This window comes from Marinomonas sp., from assembly GCF_039940335.1.
Classification (GTDB): Bacteria; Pseudomonadota; Gammaproteobacteria; order Pseudomonadales; family Marinomonadaceae; genus Marinomonas.
The window spans coordinates 117,632-130,693 of sequence record NZ_JBDVGW010000010.1; the positions used below are offsets into that span (position 1 = coordinate 117,632).

Consider the following 13,062-nt stretch of genomic DNA (forward strand, 5'->3'; position numbering starts at 1 on the left):
GCAATGAGCAACAAGTTATCTCAACTAAAAGAGTTCACGACCATTGTAGCCGACACAGGTGATATCACAGCTATCAAAGATTTTTTACCAGAAGATGCAACCACTAACCCATCTTTGATGCTAAAAGCCGCGCAAATTCCAGAGTATGCTCCTTTCCTTGAGCAAGCCGTTGCTTGGGCGAAAACCCAAAGCGATGACAAAGCCCAGCAAATTCTAGATGCGGGTGACAAGCTAGCCGTTATCGTCGGTACTGAGATCCTAAAATACGTACCAGGCCGTATTTCTACAGAAGTCGACGCACGTTTGTCTTTCGACAAAGACGCGACCCTTGCTAAAGCACGCAAATTGATCGCCTTGTACGAAGAAGCAGGTGTTTCTCGTGACCGTGTACTGATCAAAGCCGCTTCAACTTGGGAAGGCATTAAAGCCGCAGAAGAGCTAGAAAAAGAAGGCATCAACTGTAACCTAACGTTGCTGTTCTCTTTTGCTCAAGCTCAAGCATGTGCTGAAGCTGGCGTTTACCTGATCTCTCCTTTCGTAGGTCGTATTCTTGACTGGTACAAAAAATCTACTGGCGAAACTTACACAGCAGAAACAGATCCAGGTGTAGTATCCGTTACTGAAATCTACAACTACTACAAAGAGCACGGTTACAACACGGTTGTTATGGGCGCAAGCTTCCGTAACATTGGCGAAATTGAGCAGCTAGCAGGTTGTGACCGTTTGACGATCAGCCCTTCTCTATTAGAAGAGCTGAAGAAAGACGAAGGCACTCTAGAACGAAAACTTATCCCAACGACAGAGGTGAAGACAGCCCCTGCTGCCATCACAGAATCTGATTTCCGCTGGGCAATGAACGAAGATGCCATGGCCACAGAGAAGCTTTCTGAAGGTATCCGTAACTTTGCAGTAGACCAACGCAAACTAGAAGAAACGTTAGCTTCTATGCTGTAATGGCTTAGCCTTAACTGGCAAAAATAGCTCAATAAAAACGCGACCTTATGTCGCGTTTTTTATCTTTAAAATTAGGGTAATTATGCGTTCAGAATTCGAGAAAATGCTCGCTGGTGAAGTCTTCAACCCATTAGACCTAGACCTACGCTTACGCCGAGAGGCGGCACGTCTTGCCTGTGGCAAATACAACGCTCATCCAAGTAAGGGCAACCTGCGCCACATTACTCGCCTCTTAGGAAGTTTTGAGCATTTACAAATAGAGCCGGGCTTTCAGTGTGACTATGGCAGTCAAATCCATTGCGGCAAGAATGTCTACATGAATTTTGCATGTGTGCTGCTGGACAGTGCCGCCATTTATATCGGAGATAATGTTCTATTAGGCCCAGATGTACACCTTTATACGGTCGATCACCCAAGGGATGCACAGCAACGTGCAGAAGGCATTTGCTACGCCAAGGAAATTCACATTGGTCATCAGGTATGGATAGGCGGTGGCGCGAAAGTCTTACCCGGAATTACCATTGGCGACCGAGCTATAATAGCCGCCAATGCTGTTGTTAGCCGTGATGTGGCCGCGGACGAGCGTTATTTCGGCTGAGTTTAAAACTCTTCATCATCCCAGTCATCGTCGCCCCAGCTGTCATCTCCCCAACTGTCGCCAGCGCCTGTATCGTTTGCAGATTGAGGCGGCTGCCCATCGTATACGTCGTTAATACGAGTTTGTAGATACACATCACGAACAAAAGAGTAGCGATCACCAAACACTAAGCCTTCAACAGCCAATAGACGCGCTCGAGTCTCCACCACATCAAGGCCACGCATAGCCCAACGCTCATCGTGGTTTAAGCCCACATCATCAGTGACATCATAGTTAGAGTAGTCTACTGCTAACCCCCCTGTATCACGAACGGTGGAAGGTCCTAGGAAGGGCAAGACTAAATACGGGCCAGAACCAACACCCCAATAACCTAATGTTTGACCAAAGTCTTCTTCATAACGCTTTAAGCCCAACTCACTGGCCACATCAAAAATACCAAACCAGCCAGCCGTACTATTGATCACAAAGCGAAAAAACGATGACGCAGTCGCGTCCCACTTACCTTGCAACAAATTATTGGAAAAATTCCCAATCTCCCCAAGATTTGAAAAAACATTACTGACACCCTTTTGTACCGGAGTCGGCGTAATCGCTTTATAACCTTCTGCAACGGGCTTTAAAAACACCGAATCTAAGCCGTCATTAAAGCTAAACATAGCTCGATTGAAACCTTCCCAAGGGTCTTCTTCCGTGGCGGAAATAGCCGGTTGAGCGCAAAGCATTACAAAACTTAGGCTAAAAGCAGCCACTAGACTTTTCATGAGTTAACTTCCTTTCTTACACCATGGGTAATGTGATTCATGTAAACCTTACACAAGCTTTTTCACCAGCTGCCATTGCTTTGATAAGCGCTTATCTGAAATGGGCTCTAATGTGCCAACAGATTGAGCAAACAATGAAATTCTATATTCCTCCAACATCCAGCGATATTTCACCAACTCCGGATCGTACAAGGATTTTTCATTATGTGCCGTTTGTTGTCTTTGATAAGTTTGCCACAAAGACTCTAACTCAGACACAAAAGCGTTTTCTTTGTTCAAATGATTTTGAAAACGCTCAAGACGCACCTCTATGCCTTTGAAATAGCGTGGCAACTGCCCTAGCCAAAAAAGTGGCGTTTTACCGATAAAGCCCGGGTAAATTAAATTCCCCAATTGCACTTTAATGTCTCCGTAAACGCGCGTCCAAGGCAAAGGAATTTGGCCTTTCATCTTTTTCGCTACCCCTTGGTAGGACGACAACACACGGTACAGTTGGGTTGCCATCTCATTGGCTACAGTAACCAATTGACCCTTATGATCACTGATACATTGCTCAAACTCACTTCGGCGACGCGGCAAAGGTCGGCCATCTAAAAACACTTTATCCAAGATAGCATTAAGTAAGTCTTCCAATAACATTTCTTTCTTACCTAAGGGAGCAAATATCAATAAAGATTCACGCAAGTGAGGCAAGTTTTTCTGCAAATACCGCATGTCTTTTTGCAAGGTCAGTTTAAGCAAGGTAATCACCCCTTGGCGATGATTCTCTTCAGCGGTAGATTGGTCATCAAACATTTTCAATGACACACTCTCACCTTGTGGCACCAAGGCAGGAAACGCTGTTACTTTAATGCCAGCTTGGGTAATTTCTTGGCGCTCAGGAATGTCTTGATCAGGCCATTCGCTTAAGTTGTCTTGTTCGTGTTGTTTGGTGCCGAACTTGGCAAAGCTCTCCTCGACCAGTTCACTAAATTGACTCTGCAATTTGGCTAAATCTTTACCGACACCCAGTACCTTACCGCGCTCATCTACCACTTCTAGATTCAAGGTTAAGTGAGAATCCAGTTTTTCGGCATTCCATTCATTTAGTGGAATATCAATCAAGGTTTCACGCTTAATTTGTAGACTCAATTGCGCCAGCAACTCGCCTTTATCCTTAGATAAATTTGGATAAACACGATCAACAAATTGTGGAATAGGCACGAATCTACGGCGCAAAGCTTTCGGTAAGGCGCGTAACAAAGCTTCGCATCGCTCTTTGATAAAGCCAGGTACCGCCCATCCAAGATCATCCAAACTCAGTTGGCGCAACAAGCCCACAGGGACTTTCAACGTGGCACCATCCTTAGCTTTACCAGGATCAAACTGATAATCAATCGGTAAGGCAACCCCATGCAGACCAAAGGTATCCGGAAAGGCAAAATCGTCCACCTCTACCTGCTGGTTCACCAGATCTTCCCGAGTCATGAATAAGGCGTCTGGGGAAGTTTTAACAAAATAATCTAGACTCTTCGCGTTACGAACATTGTCTGGCAAACGTTGATCATAAAAGTTAAACAGGCTTTCATCGTCTACCAAGATGTCACGGGTGCGCAGTTTTGCTTCTTGAGTTTCTAACTGCTCAACTAAAGTTTTGTTACGTAAAAAGAATTTCTGCTTGGTGCGCAATTCGCCTTCCACCAAACCCGTTCGAATAAAGATCTCACGAGCCTCTTCTGGGTTCACATGACCGTAATCAATGCGACGTTTTGCCACCAAAACCAAACCGTATAGTGAGACTTGCTCATTGGCCATCACACGACCTTGCTTACGCTCAAAATGCGGATCGAAATACTGACGTTTCACAAAGGGGGCTGCGTATTCTTCAATCCAACTTGGATCAATTTTAGCCACTACCCTAGCGTACAATTTACTGGTTTCCATGAGTTCCGCCGCCATAATCCATTGAGGTGGCTTTTTGAACAACATAGAACCGGGGAACACAGATAACTTGCGTGAGCGACAGCCCAGCATTTCCTTGCTGTCGTCCATCTTGTTAGCCACTTGGGTAAACAAACCCGCTAACAAAGCACGATGTATGGCTTCATAGTTATGCTCATCACTCGCCACTTCTTTAAAACCAAGCTGTTTACAGGCGATTAAGATTTGTCTGTGTATATCACGCCATTCACGCATACGCATGAAGTTTAGAAACTGTTTACGACAATATTGACGAAGCTGATTTTGTGACAACGCCTGACGCTGGCCTTCAAAGCGCTCCCAAAGGTTTAGCAATACCGCAAAATCCGAGTCTTCATCTTTGTCTTGAGCATGCGCTTGGTCTGACTGAGTTTTTTTATCCTGTGGGCGCTCACGCGGATCCGGAATAGACAAGGCACTGACGATCACCGCCACATCTTTCAGTACGTTATGCTGCTGGGCAGCAATCAGAATGCGCCCAAGTTTCGGGTCAATTGGCAGTTTTGCTAATTGGCGACCTATTGGTGTAAGTCGCTCTCCTTGTAGCGCGCCAAGCTCAGTTAACGCTCGATAACCATCGTTAATCATGCGTTTTTCTGGCATTTCAACGAACGGGAATTTCTCGACCGCACCTAAGCGCAAGTTTGCCATTTGCAAAATTACAGATGCCAAGTTGGTTCGAAATATCTCTGGGTCGGTAAATTCGGCGCGCGCTTGGAAATCGGCTTCATCGTATAAACGAATACAAATACCATCGGCCACTCGTCCACAGCGCCCAGCCCTCTGGTTCGCACTGGCTTGGCTGATCTTCTCGATCGGTAATTGCTGAACCTTAGAACGTACACTGTAGCGACTAATACGGGCAAGACCTGGGTCAATCACATACCGAATACCGGGTACGGTTAATGAGGTTTCAGCTACATTGGTAGACAATACAATACGACGACCGGAATGGGCTTTGAAAATTCGCTTTTGCTCACTGGCACTTAGGCGAGCATATAGAGGTAACACTTCGGTACTGCGTAATTCGGCTCGACGCAGAATCTCAGCCGTTTCACGAATCTCACGTTCACCTGGCAAAAACACCAGAATATCACCTGCTCCCCGATAGCCCGTTTTACGCTCTTCAGCAATCAGTAGTTCAACGGCATCCAACACCCCTTGCTCCATGCTTTGATCTTCATCTAACGCTTCCGAGTCAGATTTGCTCAATAATGGCTGGTAGCGTACTTCCACAGGGTAGGTTCGACCGGACACCTCAATGATAGGCGCATCACTGAAATGTTGAGAAAAGCGTTCCACATCTATGGTCGCAGAGGTGACGATGACTTTAAGATCAGGACGTTTTTCTAACACACGCTTAAGGTAGCCCAACAAAAAGTCGATGTTTAAGCTACGCTCGTGGGCTTCATCTATGATGATGGTATCGTATTTATACAGCAGTTTATCTTGTTGGATTTCAGCCAACAAAATACCGTCTGTCATTAACTTAACGAGGGTTTGCTCATTGCTTTCATCGCTGAATCGCACCTGAAAGCCCACTTGTTCTCCTAAGTTGACCTGCATTTCATCGCTGATACGTTCCGCTACACTTCGCGCTGCAATTCGACGAGGTTGAGTATGACCAATTAACCCTGCAATACCACGCCCCGCCTGCAAACACATTTTGGGGAGCTGGGTAGTTTTACCAGAGCCCGTTTCACCGGCAATGATAACCACTTGGTTATTTTCTATAGCGCCTATTATTTCTTCGGCGCGAGCTGCGACAGGTAGGCTTTCATCGTACTTGATGGTGGGCATGCATACTTGACGAGATTGAAACAAAGCCGCTGATCTATCAATCATTTGCTGCAATTCGTTCGCCATACGGTCATGGGGTAAGCCGTCTTTTTTACGTTTTGCCAATTGCGCCGTTTTTTGGGCAATAAGATGACGATCGCGCGTCATTAAGACATGATGATCCATGGTATCCAAAAGGTTATCCTATTTAGTTGATGCGAAGTCGCTTGATGTTGTAAGCCGAGCGCATCGTTTCTATCTATATGGTTGTAAATTCTAACATTAATCCCTATGAAGGGGTTATAGTGTTGTCTGTTTACGGGTTCGATTACTAAACCTTCGACGTCTTATAAAACATCTCAATAATAAGGAAATCGTATGTCTCAGCAAATTTTCGAAGATAATTCTTTATCCATTGGCGACACGCCACTGGTACGCCTTAACCGCATTGGTAATGGTAATATCTGGGTGAAAATCGAAGCCCGTAATCCTGCTTTTTCCGTGAAATGTCGTATCGGCGCTAACATGGTGTGGGACGCTGAGAAAAAAGGCATTCTGAGCGAAGGTAAGTCTATTGTTGAGCCTTCCAGCGGCAACACAGGCATTGCCTTGTGTTTTGTCGCGGCGTCTCGTGGCTACCCTATTACCATCACCATGCCATCAAGCATGAGTGTGGAACGCCGTCAGGTAATGAAAGCTCTCGGCGCCAACATCGTATTGACTGAGCCGGCTAAAGGCATGAAAGGTGCCATAGAGAAAGCCCAAGAGATCGCTCAAGACGAAAACGTTGTCTTGCTGCAGCAATTTGAAAACCCAGCCAACCCTGAAATCCATGAAAAAACCACTGGCCCAGAAATTTGGGAAGACACAGCGGGTGAAATTGATGTGTTTGTCGCCGGTGTCGGTACAGGTGGTACGATCACGGGCGTGAGCCGTTACATTAAAAACACCCAAGGCAAAGCTATTACCAGTGTGGCCGTTGAGCCGACCAGTTCGCCTGTTATCACCCAAACAATGAATGGTGAAACGCCAACCCCAGCGCCACACAAAATCCAAGGTATTGGCGCAGGTTTTGTGCCTAAAAACCTAGACCTATCAATCGTTGACCGCGTAGAACAAGTCTCTAATGAAGATGCCATTGCTATGGCCAAGCGCTTGATGCGCGAAGAAGGCATCCTGTGTGGTATCTCATGTGGCGCAGCCGTTGTGGCGGCAGAACGCCTAAGCCAAGAAGCAGAGTTTGAAGGCAAGAAAATTGTCGTGGTTTTACCAGACTCTGGCGAGCGTTACTTATCTACCGCTTTGTTTGAAGGCGAATTCACCGACAACGAGCTTGTGCAGTAATCGCACACTTTGATCGAAAAATCCCGCTTAGGTAGGGTTACCTAAGCGGGATTACTTCACTATGGTTGCCGATGAATAGACTAGGGTTTTATTTGGGCCACCACTTCACCCCCTTCAAATACACAAAGCTCCCCTTCCTGCATTTGCTGCCACACTTCATCCGCCGTTAAAGGCTGGGTGACGATTACCGTTACTACGTCTTTATCTGTGGTCACTTCTTTAAAATCTATGGTGACATCCTCATCAGACAAGCTGGCTTTTCTAAAAGGCGCTCGGCGAGTAATCCAATGCAGTTTGGTGGTACAGAAACAATACAGTCTCTGACCATCGGATAACATCATATTAAAGACGCCACGCTCTTTAAGCTGGGTAGCAAGCTCAAAAAAGGTTGCTGCAAGCAAATCTAAATCTGGCTTCTGATCAGCGAAACGCTGTTTTAACTGGGATAGAATCCAGCAAAAAGCACGTTCAGAATCCGTATTTCCAAGCGGTGCATAGTCATCAACCGGCAAAGCAGATGAATCCTCAAGTTGACCGTTATGGGCGTATGTCCAAGTTTCTTCCCACAGCATCCGACTAAAAGGATGGGTATTGAGTAATGAAACCGCCCCCACATTGGCTTGACGAATATGGCTAATCACTATGTCACATTTCAAAGAGGTGTTGCTCATAACCTCCGCCATGTCTGAGTCAGCACTGGGTCTTGGGTCGTGAATTGCCCACACATCCTTGTCCCGATACATAGCCATACCCCAACCATCTTTATGGGGGCCTGTACGACCACCTCGCGCGCGCAAGCCGGCAAAACTAAAACAAATATCCGTTGGCACATTGGCACTCATGCCCAATAACTCACACATGCTTATACATTCACTCTATACAGATTTTTTCTTGGCTCGGCGGTACAAAATTACACCACCGACTAAAACGATCAGCCCAGCGAGATTTAACGCCCCATAGAGCATCCACTCTTTAACAGAGAAGATATCTTGCTGATCACCTTCAATGGTCATATCTATTTGAGCAGGTTCTGGCGACAAGTCTGCGCCTTCATTTTGCACGGGGGCATTCGGGTCAGCCACTTCGACGACACTAGAAGGCACATAAATCGGCATCACATCAACTTTAGGCGCGGCAATAACGACACCCGTTTCGCTACTTTCAGCAGTCGCAGTAATGGGTTCAGCGATAATGTCTTGACCTTGCTGCCAAGGTTGAGACCAATATTCAAAGTTTACGCCGTTCTGCGTCACCCCTTGCAAGTACACTCGCACTCTTAGATTTTGATCCGCCTCTAGTGGGACAACTTGTTGCCAATAACCTTGACCTATCAAGGGCATATCTTCAATACGCTTAGTGCCATCTTGGTAAACGTATTCAATACGCACACTTGAGCGCAATAAGTGCAGCTTTAGATTCACAGGCTTAGCCGAAAAGGCCATGAGTTCTGGACCAACTTTTTCAGCGCTAAAATCAATGGCTGGATGAACGGTAAACACCTGACTCATTTGACGGGAGAAACTTTGGCCGTCTACGTAACTTAGTAACTCATAGTTACCTGGAGTCAGTGAATCACCTAGTTTGGATTTAAAGCTGAAGCCTGATGGAATCATATCGTGCTGGGAAACAAGATTTCGACTTTCACCATTAATTTTAAACAAGCTTTGCTCGACCTTTAATAACCCCAGCACACTGTCATCTTGAATTTGTTGATCATTCTCAAACAAGCCTAACGTCGAGAAAATCGGTTCGTTAATAAACAATACTGGGGAGATCTTCGTCACTTGAGCATTAAGGTCGGTGATAATTCGAATACTACTGCGCTCAAGGTCAACATTATTAACTTGCCAATCCCCCACTTGAGGCTTGGTAATGGTGACTAAGGTGTAATGAGAAGAGGCTGCGATACGTACCCCTTGAGCATTATTTAAAGGCAATACACGGCCGTTAGGGGTAATGATCTCTGGTTGTTCCCCTACGCGATGGAAGACCACTAGGGTAAGCTCCTCAATAGCATCGTCTACGGAGAAACGATTGCCATCAAAAGGCAATTCTTCACTAGGAGACGCCTGTGTAAAAATGCGCTCAAAGGTATCGAGTAAATCTTCTGGCGCTGCCACTTCCACATGACTGGCATTGGTTTTCAAAGATAAGTTTTTTAACAACGCTTTATCTGTGTAGCCTGTCATTGAAATGGTGTGTAGATGAATTCCCTGCTCTTCTAAACGCGCTGTCAGTTCATAGAGAATGCGCTCTCTGGAGGCTTTGTTGACCTCTTCATTAAGGCTAATATCCACCATGCCATCGGTCACTAAGATCCAGTGACGATCGAAGCCTGGTGCTAATTCACCTTGGTCTGGCGTGTTAAGCAGTAAGGCAATAATGGCTTCTAAATCGGTTTTAAGGTCTTCCGTGGCGTAGCTGTCAACGTACTGGCTTAATTTGGCTTTGGTTGCCTTATTGATGCGAGCTTCAGGTAACAACACCCGAGGGGTTTCACCAAATAACCAAATGCCTAACGTGGCATGCTCTTCTGGGGCGAGATTAGAAATAAGGCGGAGCGCTTCGGAGGTCAGCTTGTCTGGATCACTCATTAACATACTGCCAGAAGCGTCCACAATAATGCGAAACTGGGTGTCCGCACGACTGCTGGCTGCGCCGAAAATCAGCACGCTCATTAACACTACAATAAGATTTTGTTTAAACCACTTCACGTTAACGAACTCCTAATACAGGCGATTGACGGCTAAACTAATACGTCAATCTATTGAATACGGTTCAGGCATGCCATGCACCCATTTGATAATATGGGTTTCCCAATCATCTTCCTCTACACTGTTCTCATTGACAGCATAATGCTCAACGGTTAAACCCTGACGCTTCATTTCTTTCTGGCTACCGATTTTCAGAGGGTGCCACTCTGGCAAATCCCCTGTTTCATGAAGCACACGATAACCACAAGTGTCTGGCAACCAATGAAATTCTTCTAGCTGATCTAGCGTAAGCGTAATACAGCTGGCCACTTTTTTCTGGCGTGTTTCATACACCTTACATTGGCAAGCATTGATATCAAGCTGATGACACGCCAAAGTGGTGTAAAACACCTCTTCGCTTTCGTCATCTTGTAGTTTTTGTAAACAACACTTGCCACAACCATCGCAGATAGACTCCCACTCTGAAGGCGACATCTTTTCTAAAGAAGTGGTCTTCCAAAACGGCTCATAACGCTTCGCAATCATAATCAGTAAGCAGCCTGAGTTGGCGTTTTATACAGATCCAACAAATAGTCATCTTTTGCTGGAGGAAGCTGCAAATAAAAGCCTTTTTCCCGAATATCGTTAATGACATTTTCAGGCTTAGAGCGTGCTAATTTACTCTCTTTCGTTAGCAGCATGGTCATAGCGCTGATGCCTTTACCAAAACGCACCATCAACTCTTCTGGCACTTTTTTAAGACCTGTGCTTTTTTCCACATACAAGTACATTTCGTCGTGTTTGGAAGAGCGAAAGACTTCTACAATTAAATGCTGTTTCATAGTTTTCTCAATTTTGTCGTTTTACAGTCACGCGCTAAGTAACGTTAACAACTAAGGGTTTGACTTGAATTTCTCTAATACAGGGTTAACAATTGCCTCTCGGCGCCACCCCAGCAAAGCAGGATTTTGCCAATCCATCTCCGAGCCATCGAACAAATGACGAACCAAAGGGTCCAGTAATTTGCGCTTCATCATGGCTTCAGGGGCAATTTCTAATGATTGTGCTTGTTCGCGTACAAAAGCCTTGATGGCCTTGGTTAACTCTCCTGCCTTGGAAGGCAGAGGAATTTCTAACGCGAACTGATATTCATCAGGGGATAAGCCTTTCACCCAATGGACTTTTTCTAGTATCACATCGCCATATAAGCGGTGCTGACGACCGGTTAATTCTTCCGTGGTGGAAATCGCTCTATGGTGGCTCGGTAGATCTTTCGCCAACGCCCACAACGTTCGATCTTTCAGAATTTGGCCTTTCGGCACATCTTCTTTTCGAGCCTGTTCATCCCGCCAAATAAATAACAAACGCAGTAGCGTTAAGCCTTCTGGCGATAAACGCCAAGCGGTTTTAATATTGGCCCAATTTTGCTCAGGGTCAGAATTTTGCTGATATTGCCACTTAAGAGACTCACAGTCTTCTAACACCCAATCCAGCATATTTTTGGTTTTCAGCTTTTCAATTTGCTGAGGGTAAACCTGCGCCAAATACACCACGTCTAGAGCAGCATAACGCTTTTGAGCATCCGTTAAAGGACGCTGTAGCCAGTCGGAGCGGGTCTCATCTTTCGCCACTTCGATGTTTAAATACGCATGAATCAGCTTCACATAACTCAAAGACCATTGGGCATTGGCGTAGGCTTCACCGATTTGTGTGTCATAAAAAGGTGTCGGCAGTACGCCTAGCAAACGATCGAAAACATCCAAGTCTTCCGAACAAGCGTGAAATACTTTCATCACATTGGGATCGATCATTAGGTCGCGTAACGGTCCCCAATCATCAATGCTAAGAGGGTCGATTAATACGGCCTTCTCCCCTTCACTGATCTGGATTAAACCGGTGATTGGGTAATAGGTGCTACGGCGAATAAATTCCGTATCCACCGCAATCACAGGTAATTCCACCCAATACTCACACCAACTTCTTAATGAGGCATTGTCAGCAACCCAAATGATATTCAACGCTTGCTCTTGATCATTCATACTAGAGTGTCTTCCGTCCCTCTAGCGCAAGTGCCAGAGTGTTACCATCAACGTATTCAAGCTCGCCACCCATGGGAACCCCATGAGCAATTCGACTCACATTGATGTTCAGTTTTTTTAACAGTTCCGCAATATAGTGACAGGTTGCTTCACCTTCAATGGTGGAGTTTGTCGCTATAATCGCCTCTTCTACCGAGTTATGCAGCACCAGCTGTTCGAGTCTGTCTAAGCCCAATTCTTCCGGACCTATGCCATCAATGGGAGACAGGTGCCCAAGTAATACAAAGTAACGGCCGTCAAAGGTTCCTGCAGATTCAATAGCGATGACATCGGCAGGAGTTTCAACGATACAAAGTTTTTTCGGGTCTCTATCGGATGATTGACAAAGACTGCACTCAGTCTCTTCCGTGAGTGTTCGACAACTAGAACAGCGCCCAACTTTATCAAGAGCTTCACGCAATGAATTCGCTAAGCGATCGGCCCCTTGATGCTCTCTTTCAAGCAGGTACAAAGCCATTTTTTGCGCAGATTTTGGCCCGACACCGGGTAAACAGCGCAAAGACTCAATCAGCTCTTTGATCAGAGGACTAAACAAGTCGGCCTCCTAGAAAGGCATCTTGAAGCCAGGTGGTAAAGACATGCCTGCAGTCGCGGCGTCCATCTTTTCCTTTTGGCTAGATTCAATGTTGCGAACCGCATCATTGACCGCTGCAGCAATCAAGTCTTCCAACATTTCTTTATCATCTTCAAATAAAGAATCGTCGATTGACACACGCTTAACATCGTGACGGCCTGTCATAGTAATTTTAACAAGGCCCGCTCCCGCTTGACCTTCAACTTCCATATTGGCGACTTCATCTTGGGCTTTCTGCACGTTTTCCTGCATTTTCTGCGCTTGGCGCATCATGTTACCCATTCCACCTTTAAACATATCT

The 13,062-nt window shown here is 45.7% G+C and carries 12 protein-coding genes; 3 read left to right on the forward strand and 9 right to left on the reverse strand.

Features of this window, described 5'->3' with window-relative positions; translation table 11 throughout:
* The first annotated feature begins 3 nt into the window (after nt 1-3).
* Nucleotides 4-954, forward strand: a complete 951-nt coding sequence (gene tal / locus ABJF92_RS06695; protein WP_446815034.1) for a transaldolase — start codon at nt 4-6, stop codon at nt 952-954.
* 82 nt (nt 955-1,036) lie between these two features.
* The gene (locus ABJF92_RS06700; protein WP_446815035.1) at nt 1,037-1,552 is read left to right on the forward strand and encodes a sugar O-acetyltransferase; all 516 of its coding nucleotides are present in this window, start codon (nt 1,037-1,039) and stop codon (nt 1,550-1,552) included.
* 2 nt (nt 1,553-1,554) lie between these two features.
* On the opposite strand, the gene ABJF92_RS06705 is transcribed toward ABJF92_RS06700, so the two are convergent.
* Together ABJF92_RS06705 and hrpA are read right to left on the reverse strand one after the other, a co-directional pair.
* On the reverse strand, nt 1,555-2,313 hold the full coding sequence (locus tag ABJF92_RS06705) for an MlaA family lipoprotein (protein WP_446815036.1): 759 nt from the start codon (nt 2,311-2,313) through the stop codon (nt 1,555-1,557).
* Nucleotides 2,314-2,361: 48 nt separating this feature from the next.
* Complete coding sequence (gene hrpA / locus ABJF92_RS06710; RefSeq protein ID WP_446815140.1) at nt 2,362-6,237, reverse strand: ATP-dependent RNA helicase HrpA; 3,876 nt, start codon at nt 6,235-6,237, stop codon at nt 2,362-2,364.
* A 192-nt stretch (nt 6,238-6,429) separates the two neighbouring features.
* Here hrpA and cysK point away from each other — a divergent pair, with 192 nt between their 5' ends.
* Nucleotides 6,430-7,395 carry a cysteine synthase A gene (gene cysK / locus ABJF92_RS06715; protein WP_446815037.1) on the forward strand — a complete coding sequence of 322 codons (966 nt, stop codon included), beginning with the start codon at nt 6,430-6,432 and terminating at the stop codon, nt 7,393-7,395.
* A gap of 80 nt (nt 7,396-7,475) precedes the next feature.
* On the opposite strand, the gene ABJF92_RS06720 is transcribed toward cysK, so the two are convergent.
* From ABJF92_RS06720 to ABJF92_RS06750, 7 genes are read right to left on the reverse strand one after another with little or no spacing between them, the layout of a single operon-like run.
* Nucleotides 7,476-8,255, reverse strand: coding sequence for a class II glutamine amidotransferase (locus ABJF92_RS06720; RefSeq protein WP_446815038.1), 780 nt, complete (start codon nt 8,253-8,255; stop codon nt 7,476-7,478).
* Between the two features lie 15 nt (nt 8,256-8,270).
* Entirely contained in the window at nt 8,271-10,109 is a 1,839-nt protein-coding gene (locus tag ABJF92_RS06725; RefSeq protein ID WP_446815039.1) for a VWA domain-containing protein, read from the reverse strand.
* Nucleotides 10,110-10,154: 45 nt separating this feature from the next.
* Nucleotides 10,155-10,634, reverse strand: coding sequence for a YcgN family cysteine cluster protein (locus ABJF92_RS06730; RefSeq protein ID WP_446815040.1), 480 nt, complete (start codon nt 10,632-10,634; stop codon nt 10,155-10,157).
* Nucleotides 10,635-10,636: 2 nt separating this feature from the next.
* The gene (locus ABJF92_RS06735; RefSeq protein ID WP_446815041.1) at nt 10,637-10,930 is read right to left on the reverse strand and encodes a YcgL domain-containing protein; all 294 of its coding nucleotides are present in this window, start codon (nt 10,928-10,930) and stop codon (nt 10,637-10,639) included.
* A gap of 51 nt (nt 10,931-10,981) precedes the next feature.
* On the reverse strand, nt 10,982-12,127 hold the full coding sequence (gene rnd / locus ABJF92_RS06740) for a ribonuclease D (protein WP_446815042.1): 1,146 nt from the start codon (nt 12,125-12,127) through the stop codon (nt 10,982-10,984).
* A gap of 1 nt (nt 12,128) precedes the next feature.
* A complete protein-coding gene (recR, locus tag ABJF92_RS06745) occupies nt 12,129-12,722 on the reverse strand; it encodes a recombination mediator RecR (protein WP_446815043.1) in 594 nt (197 codons plus the stop codon).
* Between the two features lie 9 nt (nt 12,723-12,731).
* A complete protein-coding gene (locus tag ABJF92_RS06750; protein ID WP_446815044.1) occupies nt 12,732-13,058 on the reverse strand; it encodes a YbaB/EbfC family nucleoid-associated protein in 327 nt (108 codons plus the stop codon).
* Nucleotides 13,059-13,062: the final 4 nt, after the last annotated feature.

What these genes read in the sequence shown, in the direction of transcription:
- ABJF92_RS06750 (WP_446815044.1), bottom strand. Translation starts at nt 13,058, where the DNA reads ATGTTTAAAGGTGGAATGGGTAACATGATGCGCCAAGCGCAGAAAATG.
- ABJF92_RS06730 (WP_446815040.1), bottom strand. Translation starts at nt 10,634, where the DNA reads ATGATTGCGAAGCGTTATGAGCCGTTTTGGAAGACCACTTCTTTAGAA.
- tal (WP_446815034.1), top strand. Translation starts at nt 4, where the DNA reads ATGAGCAACAAGTTATCTCAACTAAAAGAGTTCACGACCATTGTAGCC.
- rnd (WP_446815042.1), bottom strand. Translation starts at nt 12,127, where the DNA reads ATGAATGATCAAGAGCAAGCGTTGAATATCATTTGGGTTGCTGACAAT.
- ABJF92_RS06705 (WP_446815036.1), bottom strand. Translation starts at nt 2,313, where the DNA reads ATGAAAAGTCTAGTGGCTGCTTTTAGCCTAAGTTTTGTAATGCTTTGC.
- cysK (WP_446815037.1), top strand. Translation starts at nt 6,430, where the DNA reads ATGTCTCAGCAAATTTTCGAAGATAATTCTTTATCCATTGGCGACACG.
- ABJF92_RS06720 (WP_446815038.1), bottom strand. Translation starts at nt 8,255, where the DNA reads ATGTGTGAGTTATTGGGCATGAGTGCCAATGTGCCAACGGATATTTGT.
- hrpA (WP_446815140.1), bottom strand. Translation starts at nt 6,237, where the DNA reads ATGGATCATCATGTCTTAATGACGCGCGATCGTCATCTTATTGCCCAA.
- ABJF92_RS06700 (WP_446815035.1), top strand. Translation starts at nt 1,037, where the DNA reads ATGCGTTCAGAATTCGAGAAAATGCTCGCTGGTGAAGTCTTCAACCCA.
- ABJF92_RS06735 (WP_446815041.1), bottom strand. Translation starts at nt 10,930, where the DNA reads ATGAAACAGCATTTAATTGTAGAAGTCTTTCGCTCTTCCAAACACGAC.